Source organism: Hominifimenecus sp. rT4P-3 (assembly GCF_051055405.1).
Classification (GTDB): domain Bacteria; phylum Bacillota; class Clostridia; order Lachnospirales; family Lachnospiraceae; genus Pseudolachnospira.
The window spans coordinates 775,664-796,833 of the sequence record NZ_CP167068.1 but is presented as its reverse complement, the minus strand read 5'-3'; the positions used below and the strand labels follow the sequence as shown (position 1 = coordinate 796,833).

The 21,170-nt window shown below is 49.9% G+C and carries 20 protein-coding genes; 1 reads left to right on the top strand and 19 read right to left on the bottom strand.

Translation table 11 applies throughout. From position 1 onward, the window contains the following. Positions 1-101 precede the first annotated feature (101 nt). The 13 genes from ACCC71_RS03810 to mtaB form a co-directional block, all read right to left on the bottom strand. Positions 102-2,372: a glycoside hydrolase family 3 C-terminal domain-containing protein gene (locus tag ACCC71_RS03810; RefSeq protein WP_434311109.1), complete on the bottom strand. Its 2,271-nt coding sequence runs from the start codon at positions 2,370-2,372 to the stop codon at positions 102-104. A 31-nt stretch (positions 2,373-2,403) separates the two neighbouring features. Beyond that, entirely contained in the window at positions 2,404-3,075 is a 672-nt protein-coding gene (recO, locus tag ACCC71_RS03805; protein ID WP_434311108.1) for a DNA repair protein RecO, read from the bottom strand. Further along, positions 3,068-3,970 (bottom strand): GTPase Era, encoded by a 903-nt coding sequence (gene era / locus ACCC71_RS03800; protein WP_434311107.1) that lies wholly within the window; start codon positions 3,968-3,970, stop codon positions 3,068-3,070. The genes recO and era overlap by 8 nt, the downstream gene beginning before the upstream one ends. Positions 3,971-4,036: 66 nt before the next feature. Next, positions 4,037-6,967, bottom strand: coding sequence for an insulinase family protein (locus ACCC71_RS03795; protein ID WP_434311106.1), 2,931 nt, complete (start codon positions 6,965-6,967; stop codon positions 4,037-4,039). Positions 6,968-6,993: 26 nt separating this feature from the next. Further along, positions 6,994-7,728 carry a YdcF family protein gene (locus tag ACCC71_RS03790; RefSeq protein WP_434311105.1) on the bottom strand — a complete coding sequence of 245 codons (735 nt, stop codon included), beginning with the start codon at positions 7,726-7,728 and terminating at the stop codon, positions 6,994-6,996. Between the two features lie 25 nt (positions 7,729-7,753). Continuing rightward, positions 7,754-8,983: a peptidase U32 family protein gene (locus tag ACCC71_RS03785; RefSeq protein ID WP_434311104.1), complete on the bottom strand. Its 1,230-nt coding sequence runs from the start codon at positions 8,981-8,983 to the stop codon at positions 7,754-7,756. A gap of 8 nt (positions 8,984-8,991) precedes the next feature. Beyond that, positions 8,992-9,657 carry an O-methyltransferase gene (locus ACCC71_RS03780; protein ID WP_434311103.1) on the bottom strand — a complete coding sequence of 222 codons (666 nt, stop codon included), beginning with the start codon at positions 9,655-9,657 and terminating at the stop codon, positions 8,992-8,994. Continuing rightward, positions 9,654-10,136, bottom strand: a complete 483-nt coding sequence (locus tag ACCC71_RS03775; protein WP_434311102.1) for an endolytic transglycosylase MltG — start codon at positions 10,134-10,136, stop codon at positions 9,654-9,656. The genes ACCC71_RS03780 and ACCC71_RS03775 overlap by 4 nt, the downstream gene beginning before the upstream one ends. 23 nt (positions 10,137-10,159) lie before the next feature. Continuing rightward, complete coding sequence (locus ACCC71_RS03770) at positions 10,160-11,824, bottom strand: ribonuclease J (RefSeq protein ID WP_434311101.1); 1,665 nt, start codon at positions 11,822-11,824, stop codon at positions 10,160-10,162. A gap of 109 nt (positions 11,825-11,933) precedes the next feature. After that, entirely contained in the window at positions 11,934-12,194 is a 261-nt protein-coding gene (locus ACCC71_RS03765) for a DUF1292 domain-containing protein (protein ID WP_434311100.1), read from the bottom strand. Further along, positions 12,194-12,619, bottom strand: coding sequence for a Holliday junction resolvase RuvX (ruvX, locus tag ACCC71_RS03760; protein WP_434311099.1), 426 nt, complete (start codon positions 12,617-12,619; stop codon positions 12,194-12,196). The genes ACCC71_RS03765 and ruvX overlap by 1 nt, the downstream gene beginning before the upstream one ends. 8 nt (positions 12,620-12,627) lie before the next feature. Further along, a complete protein-coding gene (locus ACCC71_RS03755; protein WP_434311098.1) occupies positions 12,628-12,894 on the bottom strand; it encodes an IreB family regulatory phosphoprotein in 267 nt (88 codons plus the stop codon). 143 nt (positions 12,895-13,037) lie between these two features. Then, positions 13,038-14,315: a tRNA (N(6)-L-threonylcarbamoyladenosine(37)-C(2))-methylthiotransferase MtaB gene (gene mtaB, locus ACCC71_RS03750; protein WP_434311097.1), complete on the bottom strand. Its 1,278-nt coding sequence runs from the start codon at positions 14,313-14,315 to the stop codon at positions 13,038-13,040. A 75-nt stretch (positions 14,316-14,390) separates the two neighbouring features. Between mtaB and ACCC71_RS03745 the strand changes: the two genes are divergently transcribed. Next, positions 14,391-14,627 (top strand): HPr family phosphocarrier protein, encoded by a 237-nt coding sequence (locus ACCC71_RS03745; protein WP_434311096.1) that lies wholly within the window; start codon positions 14,391-14,393, stop codon positions 14,625-14,627. 66 nt (positions 14,628-14,693) lie between these two features. Here the strand turns inward: ACCC71_RS03745 and thiI are convergent, their stop codons facing one another. The 6 genes from thiI to dnaJ all read right to left on the bottom strand — a co-directional run bounded on the left by thiI (position 14,694) and on the right by dnaJ (position 21,114). Further along, positions 14,694-15,875 (bottom strand): tRNA uracil 4-sulfurtransferase ThiI, encoded by a 1,182-nt coding sequence (thiI, locus tag ACCC71_RS03740; RefSeq protein ID WP_434311095.1) that lies wholly within the window; start codon positions 15,873-15,875, stop codon positions 14,694-14,696. A 12-nt stretch (positions 15,876-15,887) separates the two neighbouring features. Next, the gene (locus ACCC71_RS03735; protein ID WP_434311094.1) at positions 15,888-17,045 is read right to left on the bottom strand and encodes a cysteine desulfurase family protein; all 1,158 of its coding nucleotides are present in this window, start codon (positions 17,043-17,045) and stop codon (positions 15,888-15,890) included. 23 nt (positions 17,046-17,068) lie between these two features. After that, positions 17,069-17,842, bottom strand: a complete 774-nt coding sequence (locus tag ACCC71_RS03730) for a 16S rRNA (uracil(1498)-N(3))-methyltransferase (protein WP_434311093.1) — start codon at positions 17,840-17,842, stop codon at positions 17,069-17,071. 125 nt (positions 17,843-17,967) lie between these two features. Beyond that, the gene (locus ACCC71_RS03725; protein ID WP_434311092.1) at positions 17,968-18,825 is read right to left on the bottom strand and encodes a hypothetical protein; all 858 of its coding nucleotides are present in this window, start codon (positions 18,823-18,825) and stop codon (positions 17,968-17,970) included. Positions 18,826-18,955: 130 nt separating this feature from the next. Continuing rightward, positions 18,956-19,984 (bottom strand): 50S ribosomal protein L11 methyltransferase, encoded by a 1,029-nt coding sequence (gene prmA, locus ACCC71_RS03720; protein ID WP_434311091.1) that lies wholly within the window; start codon positions 19,982-19,984, stop codon positions 18,956-18,958. After that, complete coding sequence (dnaJ, locus tag ACCC71_RS03715) at positions 19,981-21,114, bottom strand: molecular chaperone DnaJ (protein WP_434311090.1); 1,134 nt, start codon at positions 21,112-21,114, stop codon at positions 19,981-19,983. Before dnaJ ends, prmA begins: the two co-directional genes overlap by 4 nt. Between the last annotated feature and the right edge of the window lie 56 nt (positions 21,115-21,170).

The following is a 21,170-nucleotide window of genomic DNA, read 5'->3' as shown; positions in this document are numbered from 1 at the left end:
AGTACAAAATATTTCGCATACTTTTATACAGGACCTTTTCTCACCAGAATTCAAAAGCATACTCACTGCCCCGGAAACGCATCTCCGGGGCAGCAAATGTCTTACCGCAGCGCCTGATTCAAACGCGCCACAAGCTCCTCCACATCCTTTGTCGTAAGACCTGCAAAACTGCGGAACGCACGCAGCGGCATATTTTCCATCATACCGAGCTGCATTTCCGGCGTGATGGCCTGATCAGCGGTCTCCGAGGAGGATCCGCCGGCAATCCTGTGGATCATCTGCTCCGCCAGCCCGGATATGATCGCTTTGGTCTCCGGGTATTCCATCAGCTCCGCCACCGTTGTATTGGCATGGACCGTAAAGGGCCGCCGGTCGGAAGAAGTGACCCGAACGGTACCTGTCAGCCGGATATCCCTGGAGGAAGCGCCGACGCGAATCTCATACTCTCCGCTATTTACGAACCAGTCGGAGATCTCTTCGCTGTACCAAGCAAAGCTTCTCCGGTCTAACGTCATCACGACCTCTTTTTCCTCTCCCGGCATCAATTCTACTTTTGCAAAATTCTTCAATTCCTGCTCCGGACGGAAAGCGCCGCCCGTCCGGTCCGATACATAGAGCTGGACAATCTCTTTGCCCTTCCTTGCGCCCGTATTTTTAACCCGAACGGACACCTGAAGTTCTTCCGTGTCCCGGATCTCCTGGGACGAGAACTGCAGATTCGAATAGGCGAATGTCGTGTAGCTGAGGCCATGGCCAAAGGGATACCGGACCGCCATCTTCTTGGCATCATAATACCGGTAGCCAACAAACACGCCTTCCCGGTACTCGACTCGCCTTCCATCTCCGGGAAAATTCAGATAGGAAGGATTGTCCTCCAACTGGAAAGGAAACGTCTCCGCCAGTTTTCCGGAAGGATTGGCCCGCCCGAAAAGTGCGTTCACCACAGCTTCTCCCACTGCCTGTCCTCCCAGGTAAGCTTCCAGGATCGCATTTACCTTTCCGGCCCAGGGCATCTCCACCGGGGAACCATTGTGCAGCACAACCGCCGTATTGGGCTGCGCCTCGGCGACGGCCTCAATCAACCGCTCTTGGCACTGAGGCATCCGCATATGCTGTCTGTCGTAGCCTTCCGACTCAAAGGAATCCGGCAGCCCGGCAAAGATTACAGCCGCGTCCGCCTTCGCTGCCGCCTGTACTGCTTCCTGAATCAACGCTTCCTCCGTCTCTTCCCCTTTCACCTGATATCCCTGCACATAAGATACCGACGGCAAATCCGAAACAGATTCCAGGGCGCTGGTTACACGGAACGAATGAATGTGAGAGCTTCCGCCCCCCTGGTAACGAGGTTTTTCCGCAAACGCACCGATGAAAACCACGTTCTGGCCACTTTCTGCCAAAGGCAGCATTCCGTTATTTTGTAACAGCACCAGAGATTCTTCTTCGATCTTTCTTGCCAGGGCATGGTGGGCCTCCCGGTCAAAAACCTCGCTCTTTCTTCCGTCGACAAATTTGAAAATCATCCGGAGAATCCGCTCAACCGCCTGGTCTAAAACATCCTCGGAAAGCGCACCGCTCTTTACGGCTTCCACGATCTCCTGGTCCATCACGCCGCCGCTTCCGGGCATCTCCAAATCCAACCCAGCCGCCAGGCCTTTCACCCGGCCGTTTACCGCTCCCCAATCGGACATCACATAGCCTTCAAATCCCCATTCCGTCCGAAGCACGTCTGTCAAAAGCCGATGGTTCTCGGAGAGAAATTCTCCGTTTATCTGATTGTAGGAACACATCACCGTGTCCGGTTTTCCCTCTTTTACCGCAGTCTCAAAAGCAGCCAGATAAATCTCCCGAAGCGTCCGTTCATCGATGATTTCATCCACGCTCATCCGCCGGTATTCCTGATTGTTGGCTGCAAAATGTTTCAGAGAAGTCCCTGCATTTTGGGATTGAACACCTTTTACATGAGCGGCCGCCATCTGGGACGCCAAATAAGGATCCTCCGAAAAATATTCAAAATTCCGCCCACAGAGAGGAGAACGTTTGATATTCACCGCCGGCCCCAAAAGCACCGCCACATCTTCCGCCTGACATTCCTTTCCGAGAGCCTCACCCATCTCAAAGAGCAGATCCCGGTCAAAAGAACAGGCGGTGGCACAGGCTGCTGGAAAACAGACCGCCGGGATACTGTCGTTGATCCCCAGGTGATCTCCTGTCTGATCCTGTTTCCGCAGACCGTGAGGGCCATCGCTGACCATCACCGAAGGAATTCCTAACCGCTCTACACCCTTTAGGTGCCAGGAATCCGCGCCAGAACACATACCCGCCTTTTCTTCCAACGTCATTTTCTGAATTAATTCCTTCAAATCTCGTTCCATATGACTTCCTCCATCCATTAAAACTATTATTTCAAAGCACGGTATCCTTGCCGATCCCCGCAATCCCTTCCAGAATTTCCAAAGACTTAAATTCCCGGTCCAGATAATATTGTTTCAATGCTTCCACCGCCGAGGCAAATTCTTTCCTTGCCCGTTCCTCCAAGGCAAAGGTATAGAGCTTTTCCGGCGGAGTCTTCAATACGAATTCCCAGGCATAGGCAGCCGCCTCCCCGACTGGTTTTAACGGCTTCTCCGCATATTCCCCATTGACTTCCATGGCTTTTAATTCAAATATGTAGCGGATTAGTTTTCGATCCAGATTCGGCTTGCCAAGAGCCAGCAGCGTTACATAGCAAAGTTTTAAAAGAGGCGTTCCATCGAGCCCCTCCTTGCCGTAATAATCGGCAAACTCCATAAAATAGCTTCCGTAACAGGCCAGTTCCAAATCCGTGCTGAGGTTCTCAAAATAATTTTGGATTTCCATGGAGCGCACGTTATAGGAAGTCCTCCCTTCATAGAGCTCCATGGTCCCAAAGGAAAAGGGGCGGCTGCCGGCAAGCAGACTGCTATTTGGCCTGCGAGCCCCTTTGGCAAAAGCGGAGATCTTCCCTCGCTCCCTGGTCAAAATCACCAGCCGCCGGTCATATTCCCCAATTGGCATAGAAGAAAGAACCATACCCGTCACTGTGATCCGATCACTCATTCTCGCTCCTGTAACCATAATTTTTCAGGTACAGCTCGTTATCCCGCCATTCCTTCCGTACCTTCACCCAAAGCTGAAGATTGACGGGCGCTCCCATCAAGGCTTCGATCTCCCGACGGGCCGCTGAACCAATCTTTTTCAGCATCGTTCCCTGCTTTCCAATGATAATCCCCTTGTGAGAATCCCGTTCGCAGACGATATTTGCCTGAATATCAAAAAGTCCATTCTTCCGCTCGCTCATTTTTTCAATGGTCACAGCGATGCCATGGGGAATCTCGTCGCTCAAAAACCGAAGGGCCTTTTCCCGGATCAATTCCGCCGCAATCTGACGCATCGGCTGGTCAGTCACCGTATCGTCGTCAAAATATTGGGGCCCCTCGCTGAGATACCGGAATAAAACACGTAAGATCTCGTCGGTATTGATATCTTTTAAGGCAGAGGCTGGAATGATCTCCGCAAAGTGGAAAATCTTCCGATAGGTGTCAATGAATTTTAACACCTCGTTCTTTTCCACAGTATCCACCTTGTTGATGATCAATATGACCGGCGTCTTTACCTGCTTTAACTTCTCTACGATGTGCCGTTCTCCCGCGCCCACGAAAGTGGTCGGCTCCACCAGCCAGAGCACCACATCCACCTCCCGCAGCGTATGCTCCGCCACGTTCACCATGTAATCCCCCAGCTTGTTTTTCGCCTTATGAATGCCCGGCGTGTCCAAAAATACAATCTGCCCCCGCTCGTCGGTATACACGGTCTGAATCCGGTTCCTGGTGGTCTGGGGCTTATCAGACGTAATGGCGATCTTCTGGCCGATCAGATGATTCATCAATGTCGACTTCCCGACATTGGGACGTCCAATCAAGGCGACAAAACCGGATTTGAAAATTTTTTCCAAGATCTCCCTCCTCTTTCTATGCTTGAACAAAGAATTTGCAAAGAAAAATTCTCTGCCACCATTGATTTAGCTGCGAACCAAAGGCTCCGTATGCAAAAACAGCTCCCGGTCTTCCTCAATTTTCCCCGCGTTTCCCACGGTACAGATCTGGTGGCAGTCCAAGATAGCGCGGACATAGCTGCTGAGCGTCCGAATTACCTCCGGCGTACAAGAAAGAACTTGATCCCGGTCCCTTTGGCGCATCTCATCCGTAATACCGCCAAGGTATGCCTGCAGGGAGGCCACACCCCATTCGGAGGGAGTGAGCGGCCGATCCAAGGTTCCAATGGCGCTGATGATAAACTTTACCAGTTCCTCCTGCTCCATAGAAAACTGCTCCAAGTAGGGAACAATATTCTCGTAAACCTGGTTGGTCCGACGTAAATTCGGATCCCGGTAAGAACAGAAAAATCCATTTCCCGTGCGTCCAAAATTGCACATACAGCCATAAGCGCCGCCCTTTACCCGCACATTGTTCCACAGATACTCGTCGCCCAAAATACCGCGCAGCACCCGAAGCGCACCGGTATACGGAAGACCTGCTTTTCGAAAATTCCCGCAGCGCGCTACATAGACCACCTGCCCCGGTGTGGTAAAACCTTCGTTTTTCTTTTCCAGGGGAATCTCGCCGGTATAAGTTCCGCCCACAGACTGCTCGGAATCTGGTATATTTAGGCTTTCCCCAAAGGCCGGCAGCAGCGTTTCCATCGCCTGATAGCCCTCTTCGTCCGCGGTCAAGCTAAGCAGCATCCCATTTCCCACAAAAAGACGCTGCGTCAATTCCTTCAGCTTCTCCTGCAGCTCGCCTTTTCTCTCCTCAAAATTCTTCTGCAAGTCCTCGATAAACCGGAAATAGGCAACGCCGCCTTGCTGATCGCTGAACCAGGAAACCGGAGAGCCATAGGAGTTGGCCCGAAGCACTGCCGTGGAATGGCCGTTGCCAACCATCTGCATCTCTCCTCTGGATTTAATCTGGAACACCAGCTCCCGAAGCCGCTTTTCATCCGTAAATAGGGAACCCTGCGCGATTTCCTGTATCAATTCCAGGGCTTTTTTTAGATCGTCGTAGAGCGCTTTTCCCTGAATCTCAAAATACGGGGTAAAACGGCCCGGCGTCTCCATATCCTCAAAAAGCGAAACCGCGCAGCCGATTCCGCCGGTGTGAATATTGATCTCATTGCAAAGATCGGCATACTCCCACTTTCCGGTATCTACCAGACAGAGAATGGAGCGCAGCATTCCCAGATAGGGAATCTCTTCCGGTTTTATTTTTCGTGCGTCAAACAAAAACCGAAGATAGGCGATCTTTCCCGTAAACGTCTCGTGAAACAAAACCGGCACGCGCCCTGCCATTCGTTTTTCCGTGGAAAAATTCGGAATCTTTTTTCCAATATCGTCCAAAGTAAGCCTCGGCAAAGTCGCCAAGTCTTCCGGGGAAGACGGCTGATCCTGATAGCGTTCCAGCTCTTCGGTCTCCCGAATCAAGCGGGAAATCTCTTCCCTGGATAACGACGCCTGATAAGCAGACAATCTGGCGGCAAGAGCCGCCTCTCTCTCCTCCGATAGTCCCGGTTCCGGCGACAAAATCACCACTGCCTGATGGGTATTTTCCAGGAAATATTGTCTCACCAGGTCTTCAAAATAACCCGTATCCATTTGCTCTTTTAAGAAAGCATAGGTAGCTTCATATTTCAAATGAAGAAGCGGGTCGCTGCCGTACAGCCAGCTGTCAAAGCACTCGATCCCATACATCAAGCCCTTGGGATAAGAGCCAAAATCCGCCTCTCTGCTGCGAAATTCCAGGTTATTGATGCCGGCTTTCAAAGCTTTTCTATCGATTCCTTTTTCCACTAGCTCCGCGAGCGTTTTTTGCACCACCGAGAGAAACTCTTCTTTTTTGGTTTTTTCCGTATCCTTGGCTACCAGGGTAAAATAAGGCTGTAAAATCCAATTCCGGTAACCGCCAAAAACGTCCTTTCCAATGCCCGCATCGATCAACGCCTTTCGAAGCGGCGCGCCGGGCGCGGTCAGGAGAACGTATTCCAAAACCTGAAAAGCCAGGTATAATTTTTCTTTTGTCACCGTATCCAATACCCACTGCACCGAAAGCCACGTCTGTCCCGACGGATCTTCGCCTTTTTCCAGCGGATAAAACACTTCCTGCTCCACCGGGGCGTCGAATGGCTTTTGAAGCGGAATCTCGGAATCCACCTCTTGCTTCTCGTAGTGACAAAGATATTCCCGGTCCAGCCAGAGAAGCTTTTCCTCCATGTCCATATTTCCGTAAAGATAAATATAGCTGTTGGAAGGGTGGTAATAGGTCTTATGGAACTGCAAAAACGCCTCGTAGGTCAGTTCCGGAATCACCTCCGGATCGCCGCCTGACTCATGCTGATACGTATTGTCCGGAAATAGAGCGGCCTGACAATAACGCTCCAACACCTCATCGGGGGAAGAAAACGCGCCTTTCATCTCATTATAGACCACACCGTTGATCGAAAGCGCCTCGTCCGGACTTCTCAGTTCATAATGCCATCCTTCCTGGCGGAAAATCTTCGGCTCCCGGTAAATTGCCGGGTGCAGCACCGCGTCCATATAGACGTCCATCAGATTCTGGAAATCCTTCTCATTGCAGCTAGCCACCGGGTAAATCGTCTTATCCGCAAAGGTCATTGCGTTCAGATACGTCTGAAGAGAGCTCTTTTCCATCTCAATAAAGGGGTCCTTCAGCGGAAACTTGTCCGAACCGCAGAGCACCGCGTGTTCCAGAATATGAGGCACACCCGTGCTGTCCCCAGCCGGCGTGCGAAATCCAATGGTAAACACCTTGTTTTCATCTTCATTGGACAGCAAAAATAAACGGGCTCCACTTTTCTTATGGCAAAGCAGATAAGCCTGCGATCTTAGCTCTTTTACCGCTTCCTCACGAAGCAGCGTATACGATTCCGGTACGTTCATTTCATTCCCTCCGACAAACTAGATGCTTATAGGTTTCCAGAAATACCATATTTTAATACGGCAAAAAATTCCCTTACCAGATAATTCGGCTGTAAAAAAAATTCCGAGGAAGCGGCAATCCCTACGATTTCCGCCTGAGGAAAGCATTTCTTTCCCAGCCGGATGGCTCGAAACAGATGAAAATCATTGGTTACAATGCCGATGCGGGGCGCTTCTTTTGTAAAATACTCCCGGCTAAACAGCAGATTTTCCTCCGTGGTCGTGGAACGGCCTTCCCGCCGGATTCGTTCTTCCAAAATACCGTGGGCCGTCAAATATTCCGCCATGGCCTGGGCCTCCGAAATATCCTCTCCTCTTCCCTGACCCCCGGTCACAATCACCGTAGTCTCCGGATTTTCTTCCAGGTAGAGAATGGCCCGGTCCAGCCGCATCCGCAGAGAACGGGACACCGTCGTGCCTTTTACCTGTGCGCCCAACACAATCAAATAATCTAAATCCGCTTCTCCGTCGTCCCCAAAATGAGATAAGATCAGTCCTTCCACCGCGAAAAAGAGAAGCAGCCCCACGATGCTAAAAACAATCAAGCTGATCCGCAGCGGCCGCGGCAAAGAAACTCTCTGACGCAGGAATCCCCATCCGCCAAAGCAGACCGACGCCACAGCCCAGAACCAGACGAAAGCAGAGCTGACGCCGGCTCCGATCAACAGGACCAGAAAATAGGCCAGGCATATGCCCGCCAGAATCAGTAAAAAAACCGTCATTCATCTCCTCCCGCCCAGGCAGACGTTATTCGCCCTGGGCAGCTTTCTTCCTCAAAATATCGTAAGGCATCAGGGAAATTCCTAAATCCACGAACAATTTTTGCCCTGGATGGGGAGCATGCTCCACCGCCTCCCCGCTCTCCGTCGTCAAACCTTTTACCACCGCGGGCAGATTGCTGCCGTCCGGCCGCATCACTTCGATCTCTTCTCCGACGGAAAATTTGTTTTTCTGAAGCAAAAATGGACGTCCGTTTTCTTCCTCTATGGTCCCCAGATAAACCCATTCCTTCCGGTAAGTATTATTATCGTAGATCTGGGACTCTGCCCCTGGACGCTCAAAATAAAAACCTGTGCAAAAGTCTCTCGTGGTACATTTCCCCACTTCCTCCCGATACCAGGGAAGCTTTTTATAGTAAGTTTCCGGATTTTCCATATAGTCGTCAATGGCGGCCCGATAAGCACGGGCTACCGTAGCGGCATAAAGAGCGGTCTTCATTCTTCCTTCCACTTTTAAGCTGCCAACCCCCGCGTCTACCAGTTCCGGAATATGATCGATCATACACAGATCCTTGGAATTATAGAGATAGGTGCCGTGTTCATCCTCAAAGACCGGCATATACTCCCCTGGCCTGGTCTCTTCCATCAGATGATATTTCCAGCGGCAAGGATGCGTGCAAGCCCCCTGATTGGCGTCCCGGCCAGTCAGGAAATTGCTGATCAGGCAGCGTCCGGAATAGGAAATGCACATGGCGCCGTGAACAAATGCCTCGATCTCCATATCCTCCGGAATATTGGCCCGGATTTCTTTCAGCTCTTCGATGCTCAGCTCGCGGGCCGCCACTACCCGTTTCACGCCCTGTTTATGCCAGAAAAGGTAGGTTCCATAGTTGGTGTTATTGGCCTGGGTACTGATATGAACCGGGATATCCGGCACCAAGCTCTGAGCCAAGGTAAAAAGCCCTGGATCGGAGATGATGAGGGCGTCCGGGTGATAATTGGAGAGCAGCAAAAAGAATTTCATCGCTGCCTTTAAATCCCAGTTGTGGGCGAAAATATTCGCCGCCACATAGACCTTCACGCCATGTTCATGGGCATAACGAATCCCCTCTTTGATCTCCGGCATAGTAAAATTCTTTGCCTTTGCACGAAGGCTTAGAACCTCGCCGCCCAAATAGACCGCATCCGCTCCATAGTTGACCACTGTTTTCAAGATGTCCAGGCTTCCCGCCGGCATCAATAATTCCGGTTTCTTCATATTTCTCCTCACTTGTCCCTTTTTCCGCCGGACGCCACTTTCACGCTGATCGTCACGCCGTCGCCTACCGGCACTACTGCTGTTTCCAGATCTTCCCGGTGTTTCAACTCATAGAGATACTCCCGCAGCCTGGCATGTATCGTACGGTCACGCCGGCTGACCGCGTAGCGGGATTCCAGCAGCGTACCGTCCTGGAACACATTATCCGTCACCAACACGCCGCCTTCCGGAAGCAGCCGCAGCACATCCGGCAGAAACGCCAAATACTGTCCCTTGGCCGCATCCATAAAAATAAAATCATAGGGACCGGCCAAAGTCGCCAAAACTTTAGCCGCATCCCCTTCGATCAACGTAATTCTATCTTCCTCCCCCGCCCGGCGAAAATTCTCCTGGGCAATCGGAATCCGCTTTTCGTATTTTTCAATCGTGGTAATTTTTCCATCCTTTCGGAGCGCCTCGCACATCCGAAGAGCAGAATAACCAGTAGCCGTCCCCACTTCCAAAATCTCCTTTGGCTGTTTTAAAGCAATCAATGTCTTTAAAAGAGCCGCCGTTTCCTTACGGATAATGGGGACAAAGTTCGCCGCCGCATGGGCTTCGATCTCCTCGATCAAAGGCGATGGCGTCTGCTCCAAGGAGGAAAGATATACCCGAAGCCGTTCCTGATCCATCAATCCTGCGCCTCTGTATTTTTTGTACTTTCCGCCGCCTTGCTGGACTGGGACGCCGCCCCAGCCAAAGCTGTCGTTTCTTCCGTAGTCTCTGGTTCCTTTGCCATAAACGCAATGATTTCCGTCGCACTCCAGGAAGTATTTAAGACATAGGTTCCTGGACGGATTCTATACTTTTTGCTGGTATAAAGCAATTCCTGCACTGTAAATACCTGTTCGTCCCGAATCACGCCTTTCTCTTTTAAGAGCGCCGCGATCTGAGACGAGTCCATCTCATCCTCAATCGTCACGGTAATATCGGTTCCGGGCTCCACCGAAACCGGATCAGAGGTAAACACCGAATACCCAAAGGCATACGCTTCTGTAATTCCAACGTAGAACAAAACAGCCAGCGCTCCATAAATCACAATGCGGATACCAAACCGGCTGAGAATCCTGGTTACCGTATCTAAGGTTTTCAGTCTGTCCTTCTTCTTTTTCATGCTCCCTCCTGACCGTGTCCTTTTTAGGCCTCCATAATAATCGGCAGTATCATGGGACTCCGTTTCATCCGTTTCCACAGATAATCGTTCAGGTCATCGCGAATCACATTCTTGATCTTGCTCCAATCGGTTACCCGCTTGTCCTGACATTCCATGATGGAGCCCAGCACAACGCTCTTGGCATCCTCCATCAATTCCTCGGCCTCCCGTACATAAACGAATCCGCGGGTTACAATATCCGGTCCTGCCAAAAGCTGATTGGTTCCCCGTTCCAAAACCGCCACTACAATAATTATACCATGCTGGGCCAGCGTCTGTCTATCTCGAAGCACAATATTTCCCACGTCGCCGACGCCAAGACCATCCACCAGGACAGACCCCACCTGCACATGGCCATTGATACCCGCAGACTGCTCATCCATCTCCAAGACTTCTCCGGAGTGCATCACAAAAACATTTTCCTTAGGGAGCCCCATATCCTGCACCAGACGGGCATGGGTCTGCAGATGACGGTACTCGCCATGAATCGGAATCGAGTACTTTGGCTTTACCAGAGAATAGATCAGCTTGATCTCTTCCTGGCAGGCATGGCCGGACACATGGGTATCCTGAAAAATCACGTTTGCTCCCAACTGAGCCAGTTCATTGATTACTTTGGAAACGGCCTTCTCATTGCCCGGAATCGGCGTGGAACTTAAAATGATCGTGTCTCCCGGCTCAATCGATACTTTTCGGTGAATGCTGGCCGCCATCCGGGATAAAGCGGCCATGGACTCGCCCTGGCTTCCGGTGGTGATCAGCACCGTTTTTTCCTTGGGATAATTCTTCAGCTTTTCAATTTCGATCAAGCAGCCGTCCGGAATCTTTATATATCCCAATTCTTGAGCGGTGGCGATGATATTGACCATACTCCGCCCTTCCACAACTACTTTCCTGCCATACTTATAGGCCGTATTGATAATCTGCTGCACCCGGTCCACATTGGACGCAAAGGTCGCCACAATAATCCGGCTATTTTCGTGCTCCGCAAACAGGGCGTCAAAGGTCTTCCCCACCGTCCGCTCCGACATGGTAAAGCCTTCCCGCATCACGTTTGTGCTCTCACAGAGCAGTGCCAAAACGCCTTTTTTTCCCAGTTCCGCAAATCGAGACAGATCCGCTGGATCGCCAAAAACCGGCGTATAGTCGATCTTAAAGTCCCCGGTATGAATCAGCGTGCCTACCGGAGTAAAGATTGCAAGCGCCGCCGCGTCCACAATACTGTGATTGACCCGGATAAACTCCACCCGGAAATCGCCAACATTGATGGACTGTCCGTAGCGCACGACCTTCCGCTTGATATTTTTCGGAATCGCATGTTCCTTTAGCTTATTTTCAACGATGCCGAGGGTCAATTTCGTTCCATAAACCGGCACCGGTACTTGCTTTAATACGTAGGGAAGCGCCCCGATATGGTCTTCATGACCATGGGTAATAAAGAACCCCTTCACCTTATGAATGTTTTCCACCAGATACGTGACATCCGGGATCACCAGATCGATTCCCAGCATGTCGTCGGATGGAAAACAAAGGCCGCAGTCCACCACAATGATACTGTCTCCGTACTCGAAGGCAGTCATATTCATTCCAATCTGCTCCAGTCCGCCAAGAGGAATGACTTTCAATCTTAAATTGTCTTGTTTCTTCAAAAAATAACCTCCTATTTCTTATTTCCGTTCTCGTCTTCGTTTTGTGTACGTGAGAAACTAAGGCCACAGAAAGCAAGCTTTCTCTCCCTCTGTTTCTTACAATAAAAAATTAAAATTCCAGGTCCACATCATCCAGCAGCTCAGCGAATACAGACATCAGATACTCCATCTCGTTCTCGTCGTCCACCAGTTCATAGACTGCCGTCGCATCCCCGCTGTCTGATCTGTCCTTGAAAAGATAGCAATCTCCGTCGCCTGCAGCGGCGTCGGTCGCCAAGATATAATCCACACCGCCAATGCGGGTGCTTTCTAAAATATAAAATTCAATTTCTTCCCCGTTTTCACCGGTGAATGTTAACTTTTCCTCCACTATTCTACATGAATCGAATCCAGATACCCCTGCAAAATCAACGCAGCAGCAATCTGATCGATTACCTCCTTCCGATTTTCCCTCCGAACGCCGGTCTCCATCAACGTCCGGTTAGCGGCGACGGTCGTCAGACGCTCGTCCCACATAAGAACGGGGAGACCGGTCCGGCGCTCCAACTGCGTCTTAAATTCCAGCGCCTTCTCGCCGCGTTCTCCCACGGTATTATTCATATTTTTCGGAAATCCCAACACGATCTTCTCTACCTGATATTCCTGTACCAACTCGACGATTCTAGCTAAAGTCCGGCGCAGTTTATTTTCCGCTGGCCGGGTAATCGTCTCCAATCCTTGGGCCGTAATACCCAAAGGGTCGCTGATCGCTACCCCTACCGTTATACTTCCATAGTCCAAACCCAGTATCCGCATGTTCCCTCCTAGTATCTGGACTGCATCATCTCAATATATACCTTCATCAGTTCTTCCAAAATCTCATCTCTCTCCACCTTGGAGATCAGGTTTCGGGCTCCTGCATAACTGGTGATATAGGTCGGATCGCCGGACATGATATACCCGACAATCTGATTCACCGGGTTATACCCCTTTTCCGTCAGCGCCTGATACACACGCTCTAATACCTCTCGAACTTCGATCTTTTTTTCCTGTACAGTCACGAAGCTCTGTGTTCTCTGCATATCTGCCATAACCATCACGTCCTTCACTCATATTCCACTCTATTCTAATACAATTTTTTCAAAGAAGCAAGCAGACTTTCCGATGTTGTCCCAAAGAATTCTGATATTGTAACCAAGAATCCCACAAAATGCAGATGCAAACGTTTCCTGCGTCAAAAACCGTTTTCTCCTCCCAAAATTACCGTCGCAAGTTGTCCCGGGAAATGGTCTTTTGTTTCGGCATATCCTTTTACATATTCTTTGGTATATCCCTCGTATAGAGTCTTTCCCGATCGCACTACCTCCGTTTCCAGTAAAATTTCCTCCTGCTTTCCCTCATAGAACTGCCGAAATTTCCTCGAATGCCGCTCCGTCATCTCCAACAATACGGCGCTGCGCTCCGCCTTCACCGATTCGGGTATTTGATCCGGCATTCGATCTGCCCGCGTTCCTTTTCGTCTGGAAAATTTAAAGACATGCATCTCGTAAAATTCCACACGCTCTAAAAATTTCCGGGTCGTTTCAAATTCTTCTTCGGTTTCCCCCGGAAAACCAACAATCACATCCGTGGTAATTGCCGGATGAGTAAAGTGCGCCCGGAGAATTCCACATTTTTCATAGTATTCCCCAGTGGTATAGCGGCGATTCATCCGTTTTAACGTTTCATCGCATCCGCTCTGTAACGATAAGTGAAAATGAGGACAGACTTTCGGATTTGCAGCAAGCGTCCGGGCAAATTCCTCTGTCACAATCCGGGGTTCCAAAGAGCCAAGGCGAATGCGGGCAATATCCGGTATTTTCGATAATTTCTCAATCAGGGAAAGAAGAGGCGTTCCCATCGTCTCTTCTTCAAAATCCAGTCCGTAGGAGCTTAGATGAATCCCTGTCAGCACGACTTCCCGAAAACCCTGAGCGCTCAATCGTCCGGCCTCATCCAGGATCTCTGCTTCCCGACGGCTTCTCACCCGCCCCCGCACATAAGGAATTAGACAATAACTGCAAAACTGATTGCATCCATCTTGAATTTTTAGAAAAGCTCTTGTGCGTTCCTCGCTGCCTGATACAGAAATTTTCTCGTACTCCCGCACCGCTCCAATATCTATGATACCATTTTCCCGCGCTTCAATCAGATCCGCCAAACGTCCCTTTTGATCGTTTCCGATCACCAGATCAACGGCTTCATCCGATAAGGCCCGGTCCGGATCTGCCTGTGCATAGCATCCAACTGCCACCACCAAGGCGTCCGGATTCTTTTTTTTCGCCCGATGCAGCATCTGTCTGGATTTACGATCCGCCATATTCGTTACCGAACAAGTGTTGACCACATAGACATCCGCCGTCTCCTCAAAAGAAACCACTTCATATCCCCGGGTTTTTAGCTGCTGCAGCATCGCTTCCGTTTCATAGGCATTCACCTTACAGCCCAAATTATGAAACGCTACTTTTTTCATGGTTTTCGCTCCTAATGCTTGACTTTTTTTCAGGGCCGGACTACTATAGAGGAAAACAAAAAGGGGGAACTACCTATGACATCCGTACAACTTGTCTTAGATTCGATCGATAAAGTCAAAAGTTTTGTCAGCGATATCACCTATTTTCCCACAGATTTTGATTTAATCTCCGGACGCTATGTCGTGGATGCCAAATCGATCATGGGCATATTCAGCTTGGATCTTTCTAAACCGATCACGCTGAATATTCATTCTGACTCTAATATAGACGAAATGCTTCAATTACTGGAACCATATCTCTACAAAGACTAGTGTGCGCCCCGGCGCACACTTTTTAATTTCATAGGAAATTTCTCTGATTTCACAGAAAATTCCTGTTTATTCCCCTACCAAAATTACTTCAACTGTCTCCAAAGCCTGTTCTACCATCTCGTCGATCTTTGTCAGCTTTTTCTCCGAACGCCGGATGATATTTAAATTCGGCTTTGTCACCGGATGTTTTGCCACAAAAATTGTACAGCAGTCTTCAAAAGGCTGGATAGAAGTCTCATAGGTTTTGATCTTCTTGGCGATGTCCACGATATCCTGCTTATCAAAAGCGATGACTGGACGGAATACCGGTATCGTACATACGTCGTTGGTCGCGGCTAAACTCTGCATCGTCTGAGAAGCTACCTGTCCAATACTCTCGCCTGTAATCAACGCCTGACATCCGCTCGTTTCCGCCAGCCGTTCGGCAATTCGCATCATATACCGCCGCATCAAGATCGTCAATTCCTCATGGGGACAAGTTTCATAAATATAAAGCTGTATCTCGGTAAAATTTACCACATGAAGGTGAATCGGTCCTGTATAGCTGGAAATCGTCTGCGCTAAATCTACTACCTTCTGTTTTGCCCGGTCGCTGGTATAGGGCGGCGCGTGAAAATAAACGGCGTCAATCCGCACGCCTCGCTTCGACACCATATAGCCGGCCACCGGACTATCAATCCCGCCGGAAAGCAAAAGCATACCTTTTCCATTGGTACCTACCGGCATTCCTCCGGGGCCTGGAATAATCTCGGAATAGATATTGATCAGCTCCCGCACTTCGATGTTTAAGAAAACATCCGGGTGGTGCACGTCTACCCGGATATCCGGGAACGCATCCAGCACAGCCTCCCCAATCCTACAGTTGATCTCATTGGAATCCATGGGATAATCTTTACGCGCCCGGCGGGCCATCACCTTAAAGGTCATATGCTTGTCGGGATACATCTCATCCATATAAGCGACTACCTGACGGCACAAATCCTCAAATCCGTGATCTTCCACCTGGAGCAGGGGGCAAATCCCAGCAACGCCAAATACATGTTGAAGCGCATCCACGGTTTCTTCATAGTCATATGCAGTTTCCGCATTGACATAGATACGCCCCTGGGTTTTGCTGACGGAAAAACGCCCTTCTACCTTTTTCAGCGCATGGGCAATCTGGCTGACCAGCATATCTTCAAAGACATACCTGTTTTTTCCCTTGATCCCAATTTCCGCATATTTGATCAAAAATGCCTGGAATATCATATTTCTCTCCTTCTATTTCCGCGTAAACCGCCGCAGGAATGGAAGAAGCGCTTCCAATTCCGCTAACGTCTCGTCAATTTCCTTTTCTGTTGTAAAAATGCTCATGCTGAACCGGAGCGTGCTTTCCAGCAGGCGTTTGGGAAGGCCAATCGATACCAGCGTAGAGCTGAGTCCTGGGTGGTTGGACGAACAGGCCGAACCAGCGGATACATAGATCCCCTTTTCCTCCAACGCATGAAGCAACACTTCGCTCCGCACTCCGCCAAAGCTGGCGCTGACCACATGAGGCGCTCCTTCTCGTCCTTCTGGTCCATTGACGGTAACATCGGGGAGCTGCCGCAATCCTTGCACAAGCCGCTCCTTACAGGCATACAAATGATCGATTCTGCTCTCATGATCCCGATAAATCTCTTCCACCGCTGTCCCAAGACCAGCGATCCCCGGCACATTTTCCGTGCCGGAACGCAAGCCCTTTTGCTGTTCTCCGCCGAAAACAATCGGACGAATCTTCACACCGTCTTGGACGTATAAAAATCCAACGCCTTTTGGCCCATGAATCTTATGGGCGCTGACAGAAAGCAAGTCAATTTTTGCCGCCTTCGGCCGGTACACATATTTTCCAAATCCCTGGACAGCGTCTACATGAAACAAACAACTGGGATTTTTCTCCTTGATTTTCGGCCCAATTTCTTCGATGGGTTCTCTCGTTCCAATCTCATTGTTGACCGCCATGATCGATACCAGAATCGTCTCCGGCGTGACAGCGTCCACAAGCGCGTCGACAGAGACGCGGCCAAGAGCGTCCACTGGCAGATAGGTCACCGTAAATCCTTGCTCTTCCAGATATCGCATGGTCTCCGATACCGACGGATGTTCAATGGCGGAAGTAATCAGATGTTTCCCCGCGCGCCGATTCGCCATCGCAGTCCCAATGATCGCCAGATTATTGGATTCTGTCCCTCCGGAAGTGAAAAAGATTTCCTTTTCTTCTACTTTCAAACTTCGGGCTATCTGCTTTTTGGCACATCGAATATACTGTTCTGCGTCCATCCCCTTTCGATGCATCGAAGACGGGTTTCCAAAATCCTCCGCCATGGTCTGCATCATCTTTTCCCGGACTTCCGGAAAAGTCTGGGTTGTCGCCGAATTATCCAAATAGATTTCCTTCATTTTCTCCAGTGGTTCCTTTCCGGTCATACCTCGCTCCGATCTACGATCCGCGTGTCAGCTTCCTGTTGTTCTAATTCATACATGCAAAGCGCTAAAGCTACCAATCCCGCCGTCTCTGTACGGAGAATCCGGCGCCCCAAAGAAATCGCATGAGCGCCTCTCTGAACCAGTCCTTCCACCTCCGAAGGCTCCAGACCTCCTTCCGGTCCAATAAAAATCCCCACACGCATTCCCGACCTTAAAAGACCGAACGCCTCCCTTGTCGCCTGCATGCCTTTGGCATTTTCATAGGGTACCAGAACCAAATCCAGTTCCGCCGCATCCTTTGCCGCAGCCTCCATAGAAAGAACCGCCGATACTTCAGGCACCTGACTGCGGCCTGATTGCTTTGCTGCGCTCTCGCTGATGGCATTCCAGCGGGAAAGTTTATTCTGCTGCTTTTTTTCTTCCCATTTTACAACAGAGCGCTTCATCTGGACTGGAACAATCCGGCAAACGCCAAGCTCGACCGCTTTCTGTATGATAAATTCCAGTTTGTCGCTTTTCGGCAGACCCTGATATAAAATCAGTTCCGCAGGAAGCTCCGATGCTTCCGCCTCCTGCTCTATTTTTGCTAGAACAAAATCCTTCGTAATCTCTGTTATTATACAATACCAGTCCCGATCCTGTCCATCACTGATTACGACTTTTTCCCCTGGCTTCATTCGAAGAACGTTTCGAATATGATTTACATCCGGCCCGGTAATGCGAATCTCTTCCTCAGACGCATTCCCCTCTGGCACAAAAAAATGATACATAAATTCCTCCCCTTTTTATCCCTACAGAAGAGAAGGGCACTGATCTCCCACCGTCTTCCGATAGACGGCAGGCAGAGCAGTCCCCTCCAAAATCGCGCGAAATTTCCGAACGCTCGCCTGATCTGTTAATTGGCAGCTGTCGTCTCTGCCGCCGTCGTCTCAGAGCCTGCGCTGGCATCTAGATAATCGCTGAAGTCCGGATAGTTAATCTTCACCGCATCATCCGTATTTTGAATCTCTACGGTCATCTCTATGGTGGTCTTCATAGAAGTAGTCCCGCTGGTAATAGTTCCTTCCTGCTGCGCATGGAGAGAAAGAATCTGTCCGTCCGCTCCGATCACCACTTCCACTACTCCGCTGTCGACGCCTTGCTCCTTGGCGCTTATCGTCAATGTCAATTTGACGCTTCCATCCGCCTGGACTTCCCGATTTAAAGCAGAGTAGGCAATCTTCTCCACACCAGAAATATATTCGCCGCCAATCATCTGCTGTACACTGGCAAAGTTGCTTGCAACCTGAACCTTCTGACCGCCGGTAGCTAAATAAGCGACTCCATCTTTATAGTGCAGAAGGATCTCCGTCTTCGTTCCATTGTTAGTCTGGGTTCCAGTAAATTCTATCTGGGCGGTCTCTCCTTCGCCAATCTGTTTCACCGTCGCATCCAGTTCAACTTTCTGAACTTCAGCGCCCTCGCCAATATTCTGGGTCATCTGTAAATGCTCTTCTTTTGCACTCAGCGCATTATATTTCTCAACAGCTTCCCGGAATTCTGACAGTTCTTCCGCCGACAAGGTCTCTTCTTCTGCGGCGCCAGTAGAAGAGGTGGAAGCTGGCTCTGTCGTTGTAGGCTCCGCTTCTGTCGTACTGGCAGTCGTCTCGGCTGCCGTAGTATCTGCCTCTGTTGTTTTTGTATCGTTTCCACTGCAAGCCGTCAAAGAGAGGGCCAGCAGTAAGCTCATTGTCCACACCATTGTCTTTTTCATCCGCAATCTCCTTTGCATTTGAATATACATCTATAATTTTCGATAGAAAAAATGTCCGACAGATCGTTTTCCCCCGCCTGTCGAACATTGTAACAAATCTCTATGCAAAATACAATGCAGATTCCTAAATTCATAAATTCTTTTCTTTTTTTCGGACTACAACAGATACCCACTCGCCTTGACGGCACGTCTCCAGCACTTCAAATTCCGGGTGGGCCGCGAAAGCCTCCTTTACTTCGTCTTCCTTGGTATCCAAGATTCCCGAAGTAATCCAGATACCGCCGGGTTTCATATGGCGTCCCATCTCATCCATCAAAAGGATAATGACTGGCGCTAAAATATTTGCCACCGCCACATCATAGATCTCATATCCTGCGGCATCCTGAATCGCTTTCTCGCCGATCAAATTCCCACAGATAACCTTAAATGCTTCTTGGCTCACATCATTCTGCGCTGCATTTTCCAAAGCGGTCGCCACAGCGGATTCATCTAACTCCGTACCAAAAGCTGATTTTGCCCCCAATTTTAAAGCGGCAATCGCCAGGATACCGCTGCCGGTTCCCACATCCAATACCAGATCTCCTGTCCGCAAATACTTTTGCAGGGCGGAAAGGCAAAGCTGCGTGGTCTCATGGGTTCCGGTGCCAAAGGCGGAACCAGGATCAATTGTAATGCAAAGTTTCTCCTGATGCTCTTCGGGAATTTCCTCCCATGTGGGTTTGATCAAAATATTTCCGACTGCAAAAGGATGGAAGAATTCCTTCCAGTTGTTCATCCAATCGGTCTCTTCCGTCTCCGATTCCTGGAGAGCAAGACTGCCTGCCTCGACAAAAAGCCGAACCTCTTCCAAAGCGGCCTTTACTTGTTCTAATACCTGTTCATGGTCCAGAAGAGTACAGCCCATATGGGGGGCGTCTCCTCCGTTAAAGGCAGTCTCGGCAGTCTCCTTGTCGCCAGGCAGATAAAAGCTAACCTTGGCGGAACCGTCGTCCGGCGGCAGTTCGGGAAGAATATCGATAAACATTCCTTTGGTTTCGCTCTCCGTCAAAGGCACATGATCTTCGATTTCAATCCCGTCAATTCCCAACTCCAGTAACTCTTCGCTGATAAAATCCACCGCTGCGACTGTCGTCTCTATCGTGAACTTTTTCCATTTCATGATTTAAAAAGTCCTTTTTTCTTTTTCTCGTGGTGCTTTCCCTTCATCGCATCATCGAAGGCACGCAGGGCTTCTTTTTGCTCCTCGTTTAAATGCTCTGGAACCTCCACAACCAAAGTCACATAATGGTCGCCGCGCATATTCTTGTTTCTTAAGTACGGAACGCCTTTCCCCTTTAGACGAATTCTTGTATCTGTCTGGGTACCGGGTTTGACCTGATATTCTACTTCTCCGTCCACGGTTTTAATCCGCAGCGTATCGCCAAGGGCGGCTTGGGCAAACGTAATCGGCACCGTAGAAAAGATGTTGGTATCCTGCCGCTTAAAGGTCGGATGCTGAGAAACCACTACCTCTACTAAGAGGTCACCGCGCTCTCCGCCATTGACGCCTGGTTCTCCCTTCCCGCGGATCCGGACGCTCTGCCCGGAATCAATACCCGCGGGAATCGATACCTGGATCTTTTTCCGATTCTGAATATAACCGCTCCCGTAACAATGTGGGCATTTTTCTTTGATGATGCTTCCTTTTCCACCGCATTCCGGACAAGTCTGAACATTTCTTACCATACCAAACATCGACTGCTGGGTATAGACAACCTGACCGGTACCGTTACATTTCGTACAAGTCTGAGGAGTCGTGCCTTCCTTTGCTCCGGTACCGTGACAATGGGTGCACTCATCCTTTAAATTCATCTCCAGCTCTTTTTCCGTTCCAAAAATTGCCTCCTCAAAGGTAACCCGAACGCTGGCCCGCAGATTTGCGCCCTTCATCGGGGCATTGGAACGGCGAGAGCGCCCTCTTCCTCCAAAACCGCCGAACAAATCTCCAAAAATGTCTCCAAATATATCGCCCATATCGCCGCTGAAATCCCAGCCGCCGCCTGCGCCTGCACCGCCATTTTCAAAGGCCGCATGGCCAAATTGGTCGTACTGACGGCGTTTTTCCGGATCACTCAGTACCGCATAAGCTTCGGAAGCCTCTTTAAACTTGGCTTCCGCCTCTTTATCGCCGGGATTGATGTCCGGATGATACTTTTTTGCCAGGGCTCGATAGGCTTTCTTTAAAGCGCCGTCGTCGGCATCTCGGCCAACACCCAGCACTTCATAATAATCTCTCTTCGTCTCTGCCATGATTTTACCCTTTCTGTTTCCCAGGTTTTAACGCCCGTAGGGGCGACCAAAATTGG

Coding starts and splice junctions, on each gene's coding strand:
- ACCC71_RS03810 (WP_434311109.1), bottom strand. CDS start 2,372: ATGGAACGAGATTTGAAGGAATTAATTCAGAAAATGACGTTGGAAGAA.
- recO (WP_434311108.1), bottom strand. CDS start 3,075: ATGAGTGATCGGATCACAGTGACGGGTATGGTTCTTTCTTCTATGCCA.
- ACCC71_RS03795 (WP_434311106.1), bottom strand. CDS start 6,967: ATGAACGTACCGGAATCGTATACGCTGCTTCGTGAGGAAGCGGTAAAA.
- ACCC71_RS03790 (WP_434311105.1), bottom strand. CDS start 7,728: ATGACGGTTTTTTTACTGATTCTGGCGGGCATATGCCTGGCCTATTTT.
- ACCC71_RS03785 (WP_434311104.1), bottom strand. CDS start 8,983: ATGAAGAAACCGGAATTATTGATGCCGGCGGGAAGCCTGGACATCTTG.
- ACCC71_RS03775 (WP_434311102.1), bottom strand. CDS start 10,136: ATGAAAAAGAAGAAGGACAGACTGAAAACCTTAGATACGGTAACCAGG.
- ruvX (WP_434311099.1), bottom strand. CDS start 12,619: ATGCGGATACTGGGTTTGGACTATGGAAGTATAACGGTAGGGGTAGCG.
- ACCC71_RS03755 (WP_434311098.1), bottom strand. CDS start 12,894: ATGGCAGATATGCAGAGAACACAGAGCTTCGTGACTGTACAGGAAAAA.
- mtaB (WP_434311097.1), bottom strand. CDS start 14,315: ATGAAAAAAGTAGCGTTTCATAATTTGGGCTGTAAGGTGAATGCCTAT.
- ACCC71_RS03745 (WP_434311096.1), top strand. CDS start 14,391: ATGACATCCGTACAACTTGTCTTAGATTCGATCGATAAAGTCAAAAGT.
- thiI (WP_434311095.1), bottom strand. CDS start 15,875: ATGATATTCCAGGCATTTTTGATCAAATATGCGGAAATTGGGATCAAG.
- ACCC71_RS03735 (WP_434311094.1), bottom strand. CDS start 17,045: ATGAAGGAAATCTATTTGGATAATTCGGCGACAACCCAGACTTTTCCG.
- ACCC71_RS03730 (WP_434311093.1), bottom strand. CDS start 17,842: ATGTATCATTTTTTTGTGCCAGAGGGGAATGCGTCTGAGGAAGAGATT.
- ACCC71_RS03725 (WP_434311092.1), bottom strand. CDS start 18,825: ATGAAAAAGACAATGGTGTGGACAATGAGCTTACTGCTGGCCCTCTCT.
- prmA (WP_434311091.1), bottom strand. CDS start 19,984: ATGAAATGGAAAAAGTTCACGATAGAGACGACAGTCGCAGCGGTGGAT.
- dnaJ (WP_434311090.1), bottom strand. CDS start 21,114: ATGGCAGAGACGAAGAGAGATTATTATGAAGTGCTGGGTGTTGGCCGA.